The sequence below is a fragment of the Geopsychrobacter electrodiphilus DSM 16401 genome (genome assembly GCF_000384395.1).
GTDB lineage: Bacteria > Desulfobacterota > Desulfuromonadia > Desulfuromonadales > Geopsychrobacteraceae > Geopsychrobacter > Geopsychrobacter electrodiphilus.
Map to the genome: position 1 here is coordinate 1226621 of NZ_ARWE01000001.1, position 18582 is coordinate 1245202.

The 18582-nt window shown below is 49.7% G+C and carries 16 protein-coding genes; 13 read left to right on the plus strand and 3 right to left on the minus strand.

From position 1 onward, the window contains the following. Positions 1-135: 135 nt before the first annotated feature. Positions 136-1017, plus strand: coding sequence for a diacylglycerol/lipid kinase family protein (locus tag D888_RS20825; RefSeq protein ID WP_020675610.1), 882 nt, complete (start codon positions 136-138; stop codon positions 1015-1017). Between the two features lie 138 nt (positions 1018-1155). Here the strand turns inward: D888_RS20825 and D888_RS20830 are convergent, their stop codons facing one another. After that, the gene (locus D888_RS20830; RefSeq protein WP_169513268.1) at positions 1156-1983 is read right to left on the minus strand and encodes a DsbC family protein; all 828 of its coding nucleotides are present in this window, start codon (positions 1981-1983) and stop codon (positions 1156-1158) included. A 245-nt stretch (positions 1984-2228) separates the two neighbouring features. Between D888_RS20830 and leuB the strand changes: the two genes are divergently transcribed. From leuB to D888_RS20835, 8 genes are all read left to right on the plus strand, one after another. Continuing rightward, on the plus strand, positions 2229-3317 hold the full coding sequence (leuB, locus tag D888_RS0105860) for a 3-isopropylmalate dehydrogenase (RefSeq protein WP_020675612.1): 1089 nt from the start codon (positions 2229-2231) through the stop codon (positions 3315-3317). 117 nt (positions 3318-3434) lie between these two features. Beyond that, complete coding sequence (locus D888_RS0105865; RefSeq protein WP_020675613.1) at positions 3435-4160, plus strand: CbiQ family ECF transporter T component; 726 nt, start codon at positions 3435-3437, stop codon at positions 4158-4160. Between the two features lies 1 nt (position 4161). Continuing rightward, positions 4162-4929 (plus strand): tRNA pseudouridine(38-40) synthase TruA, encoded by a 768-nt coding sequence (gene truA, locus D888_RS0105870; protein WP_020675614.1) that lies wholly within the window; start codon positions 4162-4164, stop codon positions 4927-4929. A 190-nt stretch (positions 4930-5119) separates the two neighbouring features. Continuing rightward, positions 5120-5548, plus strand: coding sequence for a 50S ribosomal protein L13 (gene rplM, locus D888_RS0105875; protein ID WP_020675615.1), 429 nt, complete (start codon positions 5120-5122; stop codon positions 5546-5548). A 23-nt stretch (positions 5549-5571) separates the two neighbouring features. Then, positions 5572-5964, plus strand: coding sequence for a 30S ribosomal protein S9 (gene rpsI / locus D888_RS0105880; protein ID WP_020675616.1), 393 nt, complete (start codon positions 5572-5574; stop codon positions 5962-5964). A gap of 90 nt (positions 5965-6054) precedes the next feature. Then, the gene (argC, locus tag D888_RS0105885; protein ID WP_020675617.1) at positions 6055-7092 is read left to right on the plus strand and encodes an N-acetyl-gamma-glutamyl-phosphate reductase; all 1038 of its coding nucleotides are present in this window, start codon (positions 6055-6057) and stop codon (positions 7090-7092) included. 123 nt (positions 7093-7215) lie between these two features. Then, complete coding sequence (locus tag D888_RS0105890; protein WP_020675618.1) at positions 7216-8394, plus strand: L,D-transpeptidase Cds6 family protein; 1179 nt, start codon at positions 7216-7218, stop codon at positions 8392-8394. Then, a complete protein-coding gene (locus D888_RS20835; RefSeq protein WP_020675619.1) occupies positions 8394-9743 on the plus strand; it encodes a L,D-transpeptidase Cds6 family protein in 1350 nt (449 codons plus the stop codon). Before D888_RS0105890 ends, D888_RS20835 begins: the two co-directional genes overlap by 1 nt. 19 nt (positions 9744-9762) lie before the next feature. Here the strand turns inward: D888_RS20835 and D888_RS0105900 are convergent, their stop codons facing one another. Then, positions 9763-11574, minus strand: coding sequence for a diguanylate cyclase (locus D888_RS0105900; RefSeq protein WP_169513269.1), 1812 nt, complete (start codon positions 11572-11574; stop codon positions 9763-9765). Positions 11575-11943: 369 nt separating this feature from the next. Next, entirely contained in the window at positions 11944-13986 is a 2043-nt protein-coding gene (locus D888_RS20840) for an HD domain-containing phosphohydrolase (protein WP_020675621.1), read from the minus strand. Between the two features lie 388 nt (positions 13987-14374). Here D888_RS20840 and queA point away from each other — a divergent pair, with 388 nt between their 5' ends. The 4 genes from queA to secD all read left to right on the plus strand — a co-directional run bounded on the left by queA (position 14375) and on the right by secD (position 18573). Beyond that, entirely contained in the window at positions 14375-15406 is a 1032-nt protein-coding gene (queA, locus tag D888_RS0105910; protein WP_020675622.1) for a tRNA preQ1(34) S-adenosylmethionine ribosyltransferase-isomerase QueA, read from the plus strand. A 22-nt stretch (positions 15407-15428) separates the two neighbouring features. Next, complete coding sequence (gene tgt, locus D888_RS0105915; protein ID WP_020675623.1) at positions 15429-16538, plus strand: tRNA guanosine(34) transglycosylase Tgt; 1110 nt, start codon at positions 15429-15431, stop codon at positions 16536-16538. A 59-nt stretch (positions 16539-16597) separates the two neighbouring features. After that, positions 16598-16909: a preprotein translocase subunit YajC gene (gene yajC / locus D888_RS0105920; protein ID WP_020675624.1), complete on the plus strand. Its 312-nt coding sequence runs from the start codon at positions 16598-16600 to the stop codon at positions 16907-16909. Positions 16910-16974: 65 nt separating this feature from the next. After that, complete coding sequence (gene secD / locus D888_RS0105925; RefSeq protein ID WP_020675625.1) at positions 16975-18573, plus strand: protein translocase subunit SecD; 1599 nt, start codon at positions 16975-16977, stop codon at positions 18571-18573. Positions 18574-18582: the final 9 nt, after the last annotated feature.

Sequence of the window (18582 nt, forward strand, 5' to 3'; positions counted from 1 at the left end):
TGAAAATCACTGATGGATAAAAAAAGGCGGGCCCTTCGGGCTCGCCTTTTTTTATCCACCGCCTCAGTTAAAATTGTTTTCGCGGTATCCTTTACTTTTCATTGTGACAGTTATTTTTGTTCGTGGATTTAAGTTATGCAAAAAAGAGTCAAACTGATTGCCAATCCCATTTCGGGAGGTAATGCCAGGCCGAAAATCTGCCAGGTCGTACGTTTTCTGGAGGAGACTGGAGCCCAGGTCGAATTATATCTGACAGGAAAATCTGGAGATGCAGCAGTCGAAGCTGCGCAATCAAATGCAGACGAATTTGACCTGGTGATCGCGGCCGGAGGTGATGGCACATTGAATGAAGTCGCCAACGGTCTGGCAGGTCGTGGTATCCCCTTGGCTTTTATCCCATTAGGCACAGCGAACGTCATGGCTCTTGAAATGGGGGTTCCCACCAAGGTCTCTGCGGCCTGCCGGATCGCGATTGAAGGGGAGGCAAGACCTGTTTGGCTTGCAGAGACGGCTGAGTATAAGTTTCTTATGATGGCAGGTCTCGGGTTTGATGCAGCCGCCGTCAGAGGGGTGAGCTCTCGGTTAAAGCGAATAACAGGAAAGTTTGCCTATCTGGTCGCAGCATTGCGGGCCTTTATTTGGTTTCATCCTGAACCCTTTACCCTGATAACCGATGAAGGGGTGGAAATTAGAGCATGGCACACGATTATCAGTAATATAAGACTTTACGGAGGGCGTTTTGTTATGGCCCCGACGGCTGGATTAGAAAAGCCTGGCCTGGTTGCCTGTATCGTCGATCGTCCCGGACGCTTTGCGTTACTGTTTTTTTGGTTGAGAATTCTTTTCCATGAACGTTTTTTTGGTGCGGTGCGGCGAGTCGAATCGGTTCAGTTCCATCTTTCGGCGGTAAACCTTCCGGTTCAAATTGATGGTGATGAGTTTATTGAGTCACCGCAACACATCAGGTGTGTTTTTGGTCAACTTGATCTGGTTTTCCCCAGAGGAAAGAGCAAGTAACTCCAATAATACCTGTCGACAAGGGGCCTTGTAGGCGATACGCCTTGATTCTTGGGTCGCAAGAGGGGCCACCAAGGGTGTTCACCTCCTGTACGGATTTACAGCCGGCGGCGACGGCTTTTTATGTGGGAGCTGAAACTATTTGGGAACGGCCCCACTGGTGTGCTGGTTGGGTTTTTTCTCGATGCTCGCATTTTGTGCCGGTGTATTTTCATCGACCGCCTGTAACAGCTGGTCGAGCTTTTTGTATCCTGGAAGCATCTGTCCGTTTGGCATAATCAGGGTCGGAGTGCTGTGAATTCCAAGTTCTGCTGCAATTTTCAATGTCATGTCGATTGATTTGTTCTTACAGCCAGGAGGGGCAAGCTGATGCCCGGCAAAGGCGTCGTCCAGAAGGGACAACGATTTTTCGCAGAGAATCGTTTCGGCAGCCTCCCTTGAGCCTTTCTTGATCGGCATCAGTTTGATCAGCCAGGCTATATCAGGACGAACTTCGAGGGCCTTTTTGAGCTCCTGGTGCAGCTTGCTGCAATAGGGGCAATGGGGGTCTGTAAAGACGATGATCTTTATCCTGGCCAAGGGGTCACCTAGAAGGAGGGCGTCATCGAGCGGAATACTTGCAATATCGATCGGGTTGAGCTCTCGATAATGATTTTCAGTGAGATTCTGACGGCTGTCGAGTTGAATGACATTTCCAGAAATCAGGTACGATTTTGAATAATCAAGATACAGTGGCCAGGTCTTTCCCTTCATTCGCATGTCAATCCTCCAGAGACCAGGAACTTCGGCAGGGGAGACGCCGACGACTTCGCCTTCAATCTGCTTGAGGATGTCGTTTGCTTCTGCTGATGAGAGGGTGTGACAGTCTATGCAGCTTCCGGCTCCGCAGCCCTCAGAGCCGGGCATAAAGGCTGACGCTGGAAGTGAAATTAATAGCATGGCTATGGTGAAGAATACTTTTAGCAAAATGGCCTCCTGGTGCTTGGTGATGGTTTCGTCGGGCATCTTAACAGTGCCAGGGGTGGCTGTACAGGCCTGGTTTCTTTGATGTTGGTCCAGACTCAAATGGCAGAGTCAGGGGAGAAAGGGTTTGACAATTTTTTATCGGATACCTATAGTTGGTCCGCTCCAACTCCCGGATAATTAGGGGTTTTTTAGTTTATTGTGTGTTTATTTTTATTTGATCCCGATAAAGAAAGAGAGAAACGGTTATGGTGGCTACCCATAAGATTGCAATTCTTTCCGGTGACGGTATTGGTCCCGAGGTGATGGCCGAAGCACTAAAGGTGCTGGACGCCATTGAAAACAAATTTCAGGTCAGGTTTGAACGAACCGCTGCGAATGTCGGCGGTATTGCCATAGATCGTGAAGGGAAAGCTCTGCCCGAGACCACCATCAACGTCTGCAAGAATTCTGACGCGATTCTGTTCGGCAGTGTTGGTGGCCCTAAATGGGAGAATCTGCCTCCTGATGAGCAACCAGAGCGTGGTGCCTTGTTGCCCCTGCGTAAAATTTTCGGGCTCTTCTGTAATCTGCGACCTGCCATCATTTTCCCGGCGCTGACCGGGGCTTCAAGCTTGAAGGAGGAGGTTATTGCGGGCGGTTTTGATCTTCTGGTGGTGCGTGAATTAACCGGTGGGATCTACTTTTCGCAGCCTAAGGGCATCGAGATCGAGAATGGCGAGCGCAAGGGTTTTGATACCATGCTCTATCGCGAGAGCGAGATTGTGCGGATTGCCCGCGTGGCCTTCGAGACAGCTCGCAAACGGGATAAACGGGTGGTTTCCATCGATAAGGCCAATGTCTTGTCGACTTCGGTTCTCTGGCGCGAGGTTGTCGAACGGGTTTCCAAAGATTACCCTGATGTTAAATTGACCCACATGTATGTCGATAATGCCGCGATGCAGTTGGTAAAGTGGCCCAAACAGTTTGACGTTATCCTTTGTGGCAATCTTTTCGGGGATATTTTGTCGGATGAAGCCGCGATGTTGACTGGTAGCCTCGGAATGCTGCCAAGTGCTTCACTTGCCGAGGGAACCTTTGGCATGTATGAACCTTCAGGGGGAAGTGCCCCAGACATTGCCGGGCAGGGGATCGCCAATCCAATCGCGCAAATACTGTCGACCTCAATGATGTTGCGTCACTCTTTCGGAATGATCGAGGCCGCCGATGCAATCCAACTCGCGGTTGAAAAAGTTCTGCAGGCCGGGTTCCGTACCGGGGATATTTATCAGGGTCAGGTTGGCGAGAAGAAAGTAAATACTGCCGCGATGGGCGATGCAATTATTGCCTGCCTCTGATTAGTCCTTATCAAATTATACGCCCCTGCTTCGGTCATAACGTCGCGGGGATATCATTTCTTTTGCGCAGCCACCTTGATCCGGAGGTGACGCCTTTTCCCTTGGAAAGGTCGTTCGATGTCCAGCCTGCTTCAGCAGTATGATCCACGGTTGAAGCTCGTACTGCTCCTGATCCTGGTCATCACCATTTTTTCGGCCTCTGGGTTTCGCTCCCTTTTATTGGTGGGAGCCTTGGTGGCAGGCCTGCTCTTTTGGCAGCCTTCACTTTTTAATAAATTCATTCAGCATCTTAAATATATCCGCTGGCTATTGTTATTTACACTCCTCGTGCATGTTTTCTTAACGCCTGGACGTGTCCTCTTCGGTTTGAGAATGCTCTCTTATGATGGATTATTGCGTGGGTTGATGGTTGATTTGCAATTGGTTCTGGCCCTTTTTTTTACCCTCTTTTTCTCTCTGATCACCACTCCTTCTGCAGTCGCCTGGGGAGCTGCCAAAGTCTTGTCACCATTAGGGCGTCTGGGCCTGCCTGTTGAGGAGGCGGGGGGGCTGCTGGCTTTGGTTCTTCATTTTTTGCCGCAGGTATTCCAATTGGGAGCGCCTCTTGTTGAGCAGGCCAGGCAGGCCGATCGACGCACTCTGATTCAGCGTTTTCAAGTTTTGGCGAAGTCTTTGGGGGAGGCTGTTCTGGCTCTGGTTGGGCAAGCAGATCAACTGGCTCAATCCGTTGCACGAGGAGAAAAAAAACTGGTAGATAGCTCTGAACTCTCTGTTTGGCATCGACGTGATTCACTGGGTTTTGGTGTCGGTCTGATATTTGTCGCACTGTGCTGGAGTTTATAGCATGGCGGTCATTGCGTTGTGGCTGGAATTTGATGGCGGTGCGTATGTGGGCTGGCAGTACCAGACCAACGGTCAGAGCATTCAGCAACGGGTAGAAGAGGCCCTTGGCGATCTTTGTGGCGGACCGGTGACGGTTTATTCTTCTGGGCGGACGGATGCCGGCGTTCATGCCCGGGGCATGGTTGTCCACTTTGTTGTGGATCACATTCTTCCCCTGGCCGCTTACCTGCACGGCGTTAATCAACGCTTACCTGCTGATATTGCCGTGCGTCGGGTCCGTAAAGTTGCTGATCGATTTCATGCTCGCTTTAGTGCCATCGGAAAATGGTACCGGTACAGCATCTATCTGGCGCCGGTCCGTTCGCCACTTTGCCAACGCTTTGGCTGGCATTTTACAAAGCCTCTTGATTTGGAGTTGATGCGACTTGCCGCGCGAGATTTTATAGGTGAACACGACTTCGCTGCTTTCCGCGGTTCTGGCTGTAGTGCCAAGACGACTATCCGCCGCATTGACTCGGTAGAACTCGTGGAAGATGGTGACTTTGTTCATCTTGACGTGAGAGGGAGCGGATTTTTACGCCACATGGTGCGTATGATGGTCGGCACCCTGGTTCAGATCGGGGCAGGAAAGCGAGCACTAAGTGATGTTCGACGGCTTTTATCCCAGGGCGTTGTGGACGAAACCCGCTTGAATGCACCCGCGAAGGGACTTTGTCTGCAGCAGGTTTATTACCCGGATTACTTGCTTGAGCCTGAGGAGTCAAGCTGACGTATATTTATATTAAGCAGTGTGATTGAGGTGACTCCTGTTAATTGGGGGTCTCGAGTCTTAGGCAAGCTTTAGTTTGTCCCGTTGGCCGTAAGAAAAAGAGCTTGACAACCCGGGGCTTGTCAGCTAGATTCTTCGCTTTGTGAGCCCCGCAACCCGTAGCAGATACAGTTTACTGGAGAGGAACGCGATGAGTACCGAAATCGCTAAAGAGCAAGACATTAAAAGAGCATGGTATGTGGTCGATCTTGAGGACAAGGTTCTCGGCCGTGCCGCAACCGAAATTGCCCGTATTTTACGTGGCAAGCATAAGGCAATTTATAGCCCGAGTGTTGACACTGGGGATTTTGTTATTGTCGTCAATGCAGAAAAGGTAAGATTGACCGGGAATAAGATGAATGCCAAGATGTACCATCGGTACACGGGTTTTCAGGGCGGTCTGCGTTCGATCAATGCGAGTGATCTGTTGCAAAAAAAACCTGAAATGCTGCTTCAAACGGCTGTCAAGGGGATGCTTCCCAAGAATACCCTGGGACGCCAGATGCTCAGTAAATTGAAAGTATACGCCGGCACTGAGCATCCGCATGCAGCACAACAACCCAAAGAACTCGCTATTTAAGACGATAATCAGGAGATAGCCGAATGGCCGATCAAAGGTTTTATGCAACTGGTAGAAGAAAAGCGTCTGTAGCCCGGGTATGGATCAAGCCTGGTTCTGGCGAATTTGTTGTTAACAAGCGTACACTTGATGAATACTTCGGTCGCGAGACGTCGAAGATGGTGGTGCGTCAACCGTTTGAACTGACCGATAATTCCGGTAAGTTCGATGTCTTTGTTAATGTGAGTGGCGGCGGGGCCTCTGGTCAGGCTGGCGCGATTAAACATGGTATAACGCGCGCGCTTCTTGTCGCGGATTCAAATCTGCGTGGCGTGCTGAAGAAGGCTGGTTTCATTACACGTGACAGTCGAGTTGTGGAACGGAAAAAGTATGGCCGAAAAGGTGCTCGTGCCAGCTTCCAGTTCTCGAAGCGTTAATGTCGCAGGCCGGATATCGGCCGGATATCTGTTTCTGATAGAAAAGGGAAGCCCAAATGGGTTTCCCTTTTCTGTTTAAGGAGTCCCGCTATGCAAAAAGTTTCCGTGATTGGAGCGAGCGGCTATACCGGTGTTGAACTTTTACGACTCCTGGCCGGTCACCCTCGTGCCGAAGTGATTTCCGTAACATCTCGCCAATTCGAAGGGATGTCTATCGGGCAGGTGTTCCCCAGCTTAAAGGGGTATTACGATCTTAAGTGTGAAACCGTTGACATAAAGACGATCGCCGCACAGGCAGATCTTGTATTTACGGCATTACCACACAAGAGCGCGATGGAGATCATCCCTGAATTTCTCTCTGAGGGCTGCAAGGTTATCGATCTGTCAGCCGATTATCGATTGCAGGATCAGCATGTCTATGAGGCCTGGTACCAGGCGCATACGAGCCCGGAGTTGCTTGCCGAAGCAGTGTATGGTTTGCCAGAAATTAATCGGGCCCAGATCAAAAATGCCCGACTGGTAGCAAACCCAGGTTGCTATCCCACCAGTGTTGCACTCGGTTTGGCGCCCTTGCTTCTCGGGAAATTGATCGACCACACTTCTTTGATCATTGACAGTAAGTCCGGGACTACGGGTGCTGGACGCGGCCTTAAGGAGGGGAGCCTTTTTTGCGAAGTCAATGAGGGGTTCAAGGCTTATGGACTTGCCAGTCACAGGCATACACCAGAAATCGAACAGACCCTCAGTCAGTTGGCAGGTGAGGCTGTGACAGTCACCTTTACGCCGCATCTTCTCCCTGTTGATCGTGGTATCCTCTCGACAATTTACGCTTCCCAGACGCAGGGTAAATCTACAGCCGAGTTGATTGAACTTTTCCAGGGGCACTATGCTGCCGAACCTTTTGTCCGCGTCTTGCCTGAAGGGCAACTACCGAATATCTCTTATGTCCGTGGTACAAACCTTTGTGATATTGGTTTAGTGGCAGATGAACGCACCGGGCGGGTTATTGTGGTCTCTGTGATTGATAACCTGTGTAAGGGGGCTGCTGGCCAGGCGGTCCAGAATTTTAACCTTATCAGCGGGTTCGATGAGCGGACCGGACTTTCGGCTGCGCCACTTTTCCCCTAGAGTTTTACTGGGCTTCAACGTAAAATGAGCCCTTGAATTCTGAGGCGTGATGGTAGTGTTGTTGAATTTAATAATTCAATAATCAGGCAGTGAAATAAGCGTCAGAATATTGGAGTAGATTTCATGGAAGAACCGCTTGAACCTAAGCCTTTGGAAGATATGGCTTTGCGCATTGAAGATACGCTCGCTGAGCGCGAAAAGGAACGTATCGAGCAGTCAGCAGCAACGGGCGACAGCGAAGATGCCGTGCGAACTGCGGGGAAGAAACGATATATAAGTTATTTGTTGTTCTTCTTTGGCGTTGTTTTAGGTGCTTTAATTGGGGCGACTCTGTATTTTGTTCTGCCCGGTGCCGGAGTCATTAAACAGAAAGACGTGATCAAAGTTGCTGGACCTGCAGGTCTGGATGATGCAGATCGTTTGCTGGTCGCAGGGAAGCATGATTTAGCGCGTAAGGCTTATCTGGCGATTATATCTGCGAATCCAGAATCTCCACTCCCTTATAATAATCTTGCTTCCTTATATGCAGCCGAAGGGGACTTTGAGCAGGCCGAGATTTTATTGAATAAGGCCTTAGCGACGGATTCCGACTATTTAACTATCTATCGAAATGTCGGCACGGTGTACGCGGCTATGGCGCGAGATAGTTATGGTAAGGCACTGCAATTGGAAGGGAAGCGGCAACAGGTGCGCTTGCAGCTTCTTGGACCGCAGGGTGATGCTGTTATCGCATCGGTTGCCACTACTCAACCGGTTGCCACTACTCAACCGGTTGCCACTACTCAACCGGTTGCCACTACTCAACCGGTTGCCACTACTCAACCGGTTGCCACTACTCAACCGGTTACCACTACTCAACCGGTTACCACTACTCAACCGGTTACCACTACTCAACCGGTTACCACTACTCAACCGGTAATGCCTCAAGATGCGTCTACCTCCAACCCAGTAGAGCGCCTCTCGCCTCAGCAGTTTTTACGCGAATGGGCGAGGGCTTGGTCGTCACAAAACGTAGAGGCTTATCTGGATAGCTACGCTGCTGAGTATGTTCCCGATGGCAAACTCTCACATAACAGTTGGCGGGAATTGCGCAAACAGCGGTTGCAATCTCCAACCTTTATCAAGGTTTCTCTTGATCCGATAGAGTCGGTTATCCTGAAGGGTGGGACTGCGCAAATTCAAGCGATTCAGTCTTATCAGAGTGATCGATATAAAGATCGCACGCGGAAGAATTTCGTTCTTCGCAGAAAAGGGCAGGGCTGGTTGATTGTTGAGGAGAGGACTCTGGGCCGGGTAAGATAATGTTGAGACGCGGATTCGTCATATTTTTTGTTTTTCTGCTGCTGATTGCGACGGTGGTAAGCGTCTGGGCGCTTTGGCGCAATCAGCCGACTGCGGATGTGGTTAATCCAGCAGTTCAGGCTCAAAAACTTTTATCTGTTGAGGCTACTGGAGCCCTACTACCACAGCAGCAGGCGCTCTATCAACGCCTGCAGCAACGTCTGTTAGACAATCCAGAAGACTACGAAGCCACCTTGCTGCAATCGCTGCTATTTTTTCAGATTGGGCGACTGGATGATGCTATCGCTATGCTTCGGGACCTGACACAAAAGGCGCCCAAATTTCAATTAGCTCATCTTGTCTATGGTGATCTGTTGGTCGCTCGCTTTGAGCCTTTGCAACAGTTAGGTGGAACAAAGCTTATGGCAGCTCTGGACTCAAAACAGGGCGAGCATCAGGTTGCAAATTTGAGGAGCGAGGCGCTTGCGCGTTTGCGGGGGTATCAGACGCTGTTGCAAGGACAGAAGATTCCATCGGCGTTTATTGCTTTAGATTCGACAATAAAATATGCCTTGCTTGTGGATAAGTCAGCGAACCGGCTCTATATCTATCGCAATGTCGGCACAGGTTTGCCGCCGAAACTGGTCGATGATTATTATGTTGTTGTAGGTCAAAAGCCGGGGAATAAATACTCCGCAGGGGATCTGAAGACGCCGAGTGGTGTTTATTTTGTCACGGGCCATATCAGTGATAAAGATCTCCCCATTAAATATGGTACGGGCGCTTTCCCTGTCAATTACCCCAATACCTTTGATCTTCATTTGCAAAAAACAGGTCACGGTATCTGGCTGCATGGAACGGATAAGTCGTTGTACAGTCGACCACCGCGTGATACTGAGGGGTGTGTTGCTCTTACAAATGAAGAATTATTGCGCATTGGTCGTTATATTGAGCCGGGGGTGACGCCGGTTGTTATCAGCGGCTCGGTTACATGGATTTCTGGTCGTCAATGGTTAGATCAAAATGTTGAACTTCAGTCAATGCTGGAAAGCTGGCGAAGCAGCTGGGAGCACCGTGATCTTGATCAATATCTGTCCAGCTATTCACGAGATTTCTGGAGCAAAGACAACAACCTTTCAAGTTGGAAAAAATATAAGTCTCGTGTTTTGAGGGGGAAGCGTAACCAGAATATCGCCCTGCGCGGGGTTTCGTTATTCGGGTATCCCCAGCAGGGGAGCGAGGGACGCAATATGGTTGTCGCGACCTTTTTGCAGAAATATCGCTCGAATAATTACAACGGGGACATGGATAAGAAACTTTATCTGGTTAAGGAGGATCGTCGGTGGAAAATTTTGTATGAGGGAAAGTGAAGTTAAATCCAGTGTTGGTCTATAGTGCCTGGACCATTTCTGATTTTTCTTGAACCCTTGCTTGAGACCAGACGGTCACCTGATTTCGACCACTATTTTTAGCCTGGAACAGTGCCTTATCAGCCAGATTTAAGAGTTCATAGAGGTCGGTGCTGTCAGAAGGAAAGGTTGCTAATCCGATCGAGACTGTTAGCTTCTGCTGTGGCTGACTCTCTTCCATCCCGATAAAATTCCCCTCTTCGATACACGTGCAAAGTTTTTGTGCAACGGCCAGACCTCCTTCCTTGCTTGCTTTTGGCAGCAGGACCACAAACTCTTCTCCACCAAAGCGTGCTACCAGATCTATCCCGCGGGTATTCTGCAGCAGTAATGCAGCGACCTTCTTTAGGGCAATATCGCCTTTGAGGTGTCCATGAATGTCGTTGTAGGTTTTAAAATGGTCTATATCGATCATAAGTAGGCTGAACGTGCTGTGGTAACGGCGGGATTGCGCCCATTCCCGTTGAAGGTAGTCCTGAAATTGTCGTCGGTTGGCCAGACCGGTCAGATCATCCGTGGCTGAAAGGGCTCGGGTTTTTTCATAAAGTCGCGAATTCTCAATGGAGATTGCCGCCTGATCGGCAATGGCTTGGGCCATCTGTTGAGCCATAGCGTTAAAGGCTTTTATTTGCTGATGATGTATGTTGAGCACGCCTATGAGCCGATTTTGCAGGACCATCGGCATTGACAAAAGGCTCCCTGTCGATACCCAACGGCCCTTGTAGTTAAGATTTCTCTGGTCGACACTTAGGTCAGGGCTATAGATAGGTCGCATGCTCGCTGCTACCATGCCGCTGATCCCTTCTCCCAGGATAAATGACAGGCCTTTGGTTGTTTTGGTTTCGAGTCCTGTTGTTTTGACGACCTCCAAAGACTCAGATCCTGGCTGATAAAGTAGCAAGACGATGCTGTCACAGTGAAGCGCTTCACGGAAAATGGTGAATATTTTATCAAACAACAAGTTTTGATCCAGGGCTGAAGTCAGGCTGCGAGAAACCTGGAACAGCGCTGACAATTCCTCATACTGTTCCTTGAGTAAGATATTGGCCCTTTCTATCTCATAACTTTTTTTCTTCAAGTTCATGTTGTATTTCAATGTTTCTTGATTGAGAGCTTCAGATTTTTCTGCTTCGAGTCGATTTGCGTAAAGAATTTCGAGTTGACCCAGCATCTGGTTGAAACTTGTGCCCAGTTCATATAGATGAGAGCCTGGTGCGATGAGGGTTCTATTTGAAAGGTTTCCTTTGGCTACCTGATGAATGGTGTGGAGTAAATTTTTTAAAGGAGTTAGTGAGCGCAACAGCAGGCGATAGTAGAAGGTTGCCCCAATGATAAGTGTCAGAACAACGGTCAGCAATAATCGCCAGCTATTTGTAAAGAGCAAATTATTCATGTCCTTTAGTGAACGACTGGCGGAAAGGTAGAGCACGCCATTACTGCCAAGAGGTAGCGGCGACAGCATACTGTGATATCCAAAACCTTCAAGGTGTGAGGTTGATAAATTAATGCCATTTGCAATCTGGTTTATCGTCTTTTCGCTCAAAAATGATTCGATTTTATATTGGTCGTTGCTACTGGCCATGAGTCGACCTGTGTCGGAGTAAAGAGCAAGGTCGCAAAAGAAGCGATCAGCAAGGATCTTTAAAAGCTTCTGGTCGATTGGAAATTGCAGAATAAGTGCATTGTGTTGACTCGTAGCTGGTTCAACCAGAGTCAGCGAGTAGAGTTCAGTCTGGCTGTCGTAGGTAATGTTCCGCATGCTGGTATGACTGAGCCTGACAGCGTTAACCATATCCCGAAGGGGTGGACTTAGGCTGTCATGTGAATCGAACAGATGGAGATTCAGAAGGGGTTGATAGGCACGTATCTGAAATTCAAGAGTTTGGGTTGAAATTGAGGAAGGCTTCTGACTCAGCAAGCGTAGCAGCTCAGCGAGAAATAATTCGCGCTGTTTGAGGTCCTGGTACACCATCTGTTGGGCGTGATTCAGCTGTACGTCGATTGAGACACCAAGACTGCGTTGCAATAGCAGCCCTGAGCCGATGACAGAGGTTGCAGCCAGGAGCAACGAGAGCGCTATGAGCGGCCAGATGAGCTGCTTGAGTAATGGAAAGGTTTTGAGTTGGGGCATCTGCCGTGGTCCTTCCCCTCATTCTATCTCTTAGTTGGTCAAGTGTTCGGTGTGCATGAGTTCGATAAAAGCTTTCGCAACCCGGGGGTCAAACTGAGTGCCGGCATAAAGCCCAATTTCATTGAGGGCAACATCCTTGGAAAGTGCTTTTCGGTAGGGGCGATCAGAGGTCATAGCGTCGTAGCTGTCTACGACAGACAAGATCCGCGCTTCAAAGAGCAGTTTTTCTCCAGACAATCCTAATGGATAACCTTGCCCATCGAAGCGCTCATGATGCTGCCCGATGATCTCACGGACGCGGACCAGAAACTGGATGGGCTCGAGAATCCGCATGCCAATCACGGGGTGTTGGCGTAACAGGTCGATGTCGTTTGGAGAGAGTTGATCAATCTTGTGCAGCAAAAAGCTGTCAATGCCGATCTTACCAATATCGTGAAGTATGGCGGCCTGTTCGAGGTCCTTTTGAGAAGGCTCTGGCAGATTGAGGCATTTCGCCAGAGCCAGGGCATAGCGAGTAACCCGTTCTGAGTGGCCACGGGTATATGGATCACTTGCTTCTATAGCTGATACCAAGGCATGGACGGTATTGAGATAGGTACTTTGTTGATCCTCATATAATTGTGCGTTTTTAATCGCTACACTCGCTTGAGCGGCAATCGTTGAGAGCAATTCCAAATCTTCATCACTGAAGGCAACACCGTTTGGTCGGTTTGCAATCGTCAGGGTGCCGAAAATTTCATTATGAACAAACAGTGGGGCACAGATAACCGTTTCACGGGCAAAGCCGAGGCGACTCATGCGTGTGAAGTCTCGAGACTCTTCAATTTTACGAATGAGAACCGGCTCGCGGTTTTCAATAACCCAATTAGAGACTCCACCGCGAGAAAGTTCAATTGACATCCTGGGGTCAAAAACGGGACTGTTTAATCCAAAAACACTCCCGATGCGCAGTGAATTTCTATTTTTATCCAGCAGCAAAATATACCCGATACTGCCATTAAGGGAGTCGAGTGCCTTTTGCAACAGCAGGTTGAAGAGTTGCCCGAGGTCCATGGTAGAGTTGACCGCCAGCCCCATTTTATACAGGGATGACAGACGGTTGACCGCGCTGGCAAGGTTGGTGTTGCGGTCTTCAAGGTCCCCTGCCAGGTCGGCAATTTTAAAGTTCGCCTCTTCGACCTCCTCGAGCCGTTCTTCGAGGGTTATGTTTAGATATTCAATTTCACTGAGTCGATCCTCAAGGGTCATGTTCATATTTTCGAGTTCTGACTGGTGGGAAAGTTTTTCGCGATGAATAGCAGTTTCCCGCTCGTAGGTAATTGTCGAATCGATGAGAGACTGCAGACGTGCCACCATCCTGTTGAACTTCAGGGAGAGTGTCGACATTTCACGAGAACTGGTGATGTCTGTAGACGCATGTTCAAATTCACCATTTTCGAGTTTGGTCATTGCTTCGACCATCTGGCGAATAGGAGAATCTACATAATAGAGAATAAAGAAGGTGATCGAGAAAATCAGAATGACAATAATGGAGGCAGATGAAAGGAGAGTAGCTTCCCGGCCTTTTCTCTGCAGCGAATCAATACCGTCAAGGGATAGATGAACATTAAGGATGCCCAGCAATTTTAATTGCGGATTGTGGCAACGGTGGCAATCATTTTCATTGAAGATCGGCAGTGTCGATATGAATCGATTCCCTTCCCGGGTCATGAAAGAGAACTGCTCCGGCGACAGACGATAGGTCATCAGGTCCGCCGCTTCCACAATTTGATCATCCTCGGCATCAGATGAAGAAAGCAGAATTTTTCCGTTCGGATCAATGATCCGGATACCGCTAATGGTCTGTTCTTGGGTGATTTGTTTCAGGATGCTGGCGACATCTTTGTTGCGTCCGATCGACATGGAGGTACGAATACTGTTGTGGATAGTGTCGGAGATGATTCGACTTTCATGTGCTGCAACGCGTTCAATCATGGCTGACTGTGTCCGCAGATTATGCCAGGCTCCCAAGAGAACGGCGATAATCGTGATGCCAATCGTCAACCCTAATATTTTAATTTTAAGTGAGTTCATGGGTCGCGCTTTTCAGCCTTAGCTCGGCCTTAAGGCCGGGTTTTGTCGCTAAAAGCCCATTCAATCGAGGGGCTGAATTTCTTGGTGCGTTTATGGATTACAGTGACGCAAAAAGTTTTTAACGTGGCTGGCACCCAGATTGAGGTCGGAGGAGCATGAATAGTCAATGGGTTTTATTGCACGGCCATCCCTTAAGTGTTAGCGATTTGCAAATTGTCTGCCAGCAGAATTCTTTTGTGCCAGGGGTTCATTTAAAGTCGATTGCGACCGGGATTCAAGGGATTTTAGCCATCCTCGCGTGAGGAAAATGAATTTGACTTTGCCCCGTAACTATGATTTTCTAGGTCGCTGGTTTGCCCGGGATATGGGCGTTACAGAATGGTGTCGGATGCAGTTGGAAAATTTTGATTATGTGCTGCCTGATGAATTAATTGCGCAGTATCCGGCCAGGAGCCGTGACGATTCACGTTTGATGCGTCTGGATCGACAGTCGAAAACAATTTCTACTGGTGCTTTTCTTGAGATCGTTGACTCCTTTGTCCCCGGGGATCTCTTAATCCTCAACGACACCCGGGTCCGGTCTGCACGCCTACTGGGGAAAAAAGATTCAGGGGGACAGGTTGAACTCCTTCTGCTCAGGCGAATGCCGGGTGAGCCCGAGGACTGGCGCTGTTTGGGCCGCAGTTCACGCCCCCTGAGACCAGGGACACTGATTGATTTTGCGGAGGGCTTAAGCGCAGAGATTTTACCCGGCGGGGTTGATCAAGAGCGGATAGTGCGATTCTGTCGGGTCGAGAATTTTGAGGCTTTGATTGAAAGGATCGGTCATCTGCCTTTACCGCCCTATATCAGACGTGCTGATCAGCAGACCGATCGTGAGCGTTATCAGACCGTTTTTGCCCAGAATCTGGGCGCGGTCGCAGCACCCACGGCAGGGTTGCATTTTACTCAATCCCTGCTGCAGCAATTGCGTCTTAAGGGTGTTCAGATTGAAACTTTGACCCTGCATGTCGGGATCGGTACTTTCCTGCCGGTACGGGTTGAAAATGTGCATGACCATCGTATGCATAGCGAGGCCTATCAGGTGCCTGAATCCACGGCCACTGCGGTAAATCGCGCCAAGCAGGAAGGTCGGAGGGTTGTTGCTCTCGGGACAACCGCGGCGCGCACGCTTGAAACGGCTACTGATGAACAGGGGGCTTTGGTCCCTGGGGCCGGGGAGAGTGAAATTTTTATCTTTCCGGGATATAAATTTAAAACAGTCAATGGGCTGGTTACAAATTTCCACCTACCCAAATCGACCTTGTTGATGCTGGTCAGCGCCCTCGCTGGACGTGAGTTTATTTTAGAAGCCTACCAACGGGCAATTGCTGAGCGGTTTCGTTTTTTCAGCTATGGCGATTGCATGCTGATTCTTTAGGGCATTGCAGGATATATTTAATTTGATACCTTTTCGATTCGATCTTTTAAAACAAGATGGCAATGCGCGTTACGGAAAAATTCAGACGTCGCGCGGTATCATTGAGACCCCTGTATTTATGCCGGTGGGGACTCAGGCGACTGTCAAGGCGATGTTGCCCGAAGCGCTGGATGAACTTGGGGCGCAGATCATTCTGGCCAACACTTATCACCTCTATTTGCGCCCGGGGCATGACCTTGTTCGTCAGCTTGGCGGGCTGCACAAATTTATGAATTGGTCAAAGCCGATCTTGACCGATAGTGGTGGATTTCAGGTCTTCAGTCTTGGGGATCTGCGTAAAATCGAAGAAAACGGGGTCTCATTTCAATCCCATCTGGATGGCAGTAAACACCATCTGACCCCTGAATTAGCGATCGAGATTCAACAGGCGCTTGATTCAGATATCGTCATGGTTTTTGATGAATGCATCCCTTATCCTGCTGATCGAACGTATGTTGCGGCCTCCACGTCTCGGTCCGGACGTTGGGCTGAGCGCTGTCGCAAAGTCTTAGCATCGGGCGGCGAAAAAGCCCTGTTCGGAATTGTTCAAGGGGGGATGTATGAGGATTTGCGACGCCAGAGCGCTGAGGGCCTGATTGATATCGGGTTTGAAGGCTATGCCCTGGGTGGCTTGTCGGTCGGCGAAGAGGCCAGCCTGATGTATGAGGTAATGGAATATGCGCTCCCTCTCCTGCCGCAGGATAAGCCGCGTTACGTTATGGGCGTCGGAACTCCCGAGAATCTGATCGAAGGGGTCGCCCGGGGGTGTGATATGTTCGACTGTGTCATGCCGACCCGCAATGCCCGCAACGGGGTGCTCTTTACGGGGTTTGGCAAGCTGAGTATCAAGCAGGCCCGGTTTCGGGACGATCCACAACCTATTGATCCTTGTTGTGATTGTTATGTCTGCCGTAATTACAGTCGTGCCTATCTGCGGCATCTGTTTCAGAGCAACGAGATCCTGTCTTCGGTTCTCAATACGCACCATAATTTGTATTATTATCAACAGCTGATGGGGAGTGCCAGACAGGCTATTTCCCAAGGTAACTTCAAGGTCTTTCGTGACGATTTTTATCGGTCGCGGCAGGTTTGAAGGTTTGAGCTTGAGGGTTTCATTCGTAGAGTCATTACTTAACAAAGGAGATGAAGGAGATGGTATCTAAAGCTTTTGCAATGGCAGGCGGTGGTGCACAGGGAGGGCAGCAGGGTTATGAGGGCCTCATTATGCTGGTCCTTATGTTTGCTATTTTCTATTTTTTATTGATTCGTCCGCAGCAGAAACGCGCCAAGCAGCATCGTGAATTGATCGGGGCATTGAAACCCGGAAATCAAGTCGTGACGGCAGGTGGAATTTATGGCAAGGTGGCGGCCGTTGAAGAGTTGACCGTGACGGTTGAGGTCGCAACGGGTGTCAAAATCAAACTGAACCGTGCTTCAATCACCGAAGTTAAGGGTGATGCTTGATCTCTTGAATGTAAGCACTGGACATCGTTTAGGCGAATGTTCGTTTGAAAGGAGTTGCGACAATCATGTCGAATAGTCTTAAAATCAGGGGCGGGGTTGTGCTGATCTGCCTGATTCTGGCCCTGTTTTCACTGGCGCCGACCTTTATGCAGAGCAGCCTGCCGGCCTGGTGGCAGCATGCGGTCGATCCGATTCATCGTGGTCTTGATCTGCAGGGTGGTATGCACCTCGTGCTCGGTGTTGATGTCGATAAAGCCGTTGAGAGCCGGGTCGATTCTATGGTCGATCAGGCCGACGCCCTTCTGCGGGGGAAAGACATTGTTTTCAAGCGGATTGAGCGGCAACAGGGGAATCAAATTGTCATCGTCGTTTATGACGAAGACGCCAGTAAGCAGGTTGACACCCTGATGGCCGAAAGTTTCCCCAACCTCAAGGGGGAAACATTGCCGGCAAGCGGTGGTTATATCGAAAAGCATTACCACCTGAGTGACAAAGAGATAGCGAATATTGCCGATTATGCCGTACGTCAGGCACTTGAAACCATGCGTAACCGTGTCGACCAGTTTGGAGTGAGCGAGCCGACTCTTCAGCGCCAGTCTGATAATCGCATCCTCATTCAGTTGCCAGGCATCAAGGATCCGGAGCGGGCTATTTCATTGATCGGTAAAACAGCACGTCTTGAATTTAAGATGGTCGATGAAACTGCTGATGTTGCTGCGGCGCAAAAAGGGAAGTTGCCTCCGGGGACAGAATTGCTCTATGAGCGCAACACGAACAAGCAGACCGGCACTGTCAGTGAAAAGCCAATCGTGCTGTTTAGTAAGATCGCACTGACTGGCGACCTGCTGGAAGATGCCAATGTGCGCATCGATACACGCTACAACGAACCCTACGTTTCTATCGATTTCAATACGGTCGGAGCCAAGCGGTTTGACCAGCTTACCGCTGCCAACGTTGGCAAGCGGATGGCGATTGTACTGGATGATACAGTCTATTCTGCGCCTGTGATCCGGGAGCGGATCTCGGGTGGGAGTGCACAAATTTCAGGCTCCTTTACTTCCCAGGAAGCCACCGACCTTGCGATTGTACTGCGCGCCGGGTCGCTCCCTGCACCTGTGAACATTCTGGAAAACAGAACTGTCGGACCCTCTCTCGGTAACGATTCGATCCACAAAGGGATCAAGTCGGCCATCATTGGCTGTCTGCTGGTTATTGGTGCGATGGTCATCTATTACAACCTTTCTGGTCTGGTCGCGGTTGTTGCCTTGGTTCTGAATATTGTTTTTATCTGTGCCATGCTCTCGCTCTTCGGTGCAACCCTGACCCTGCCGGGCATCGCCGGTATCGTATTGACTATCGGTATGGCGGTCGATGCTAACGTGTTGATCTTTGAGCGGATCCGTGAGGAATTGCGTCTCGGAAAAGCTCCTAAAATTGCGCTGGATCTTGGCTTTGGTAAGGCTTTCCTGACAATCATGGACGCCAACCTGACCACACTGTTGGCAGCGCTGGTGCTGTTCCAGTTCGGCACCGGGCCGGTCAAGGGCTTTGCTGTCACCCTTTCGATCGGTATCGTCGCCTCGCTCTTTACCGCGATCTTTGTTTCGCGAGTGATCTTTGACTTTTTCCTGAACCGCCGGCAAGTGCGGCGGCTGAGCATTTAAGGGAGGTTC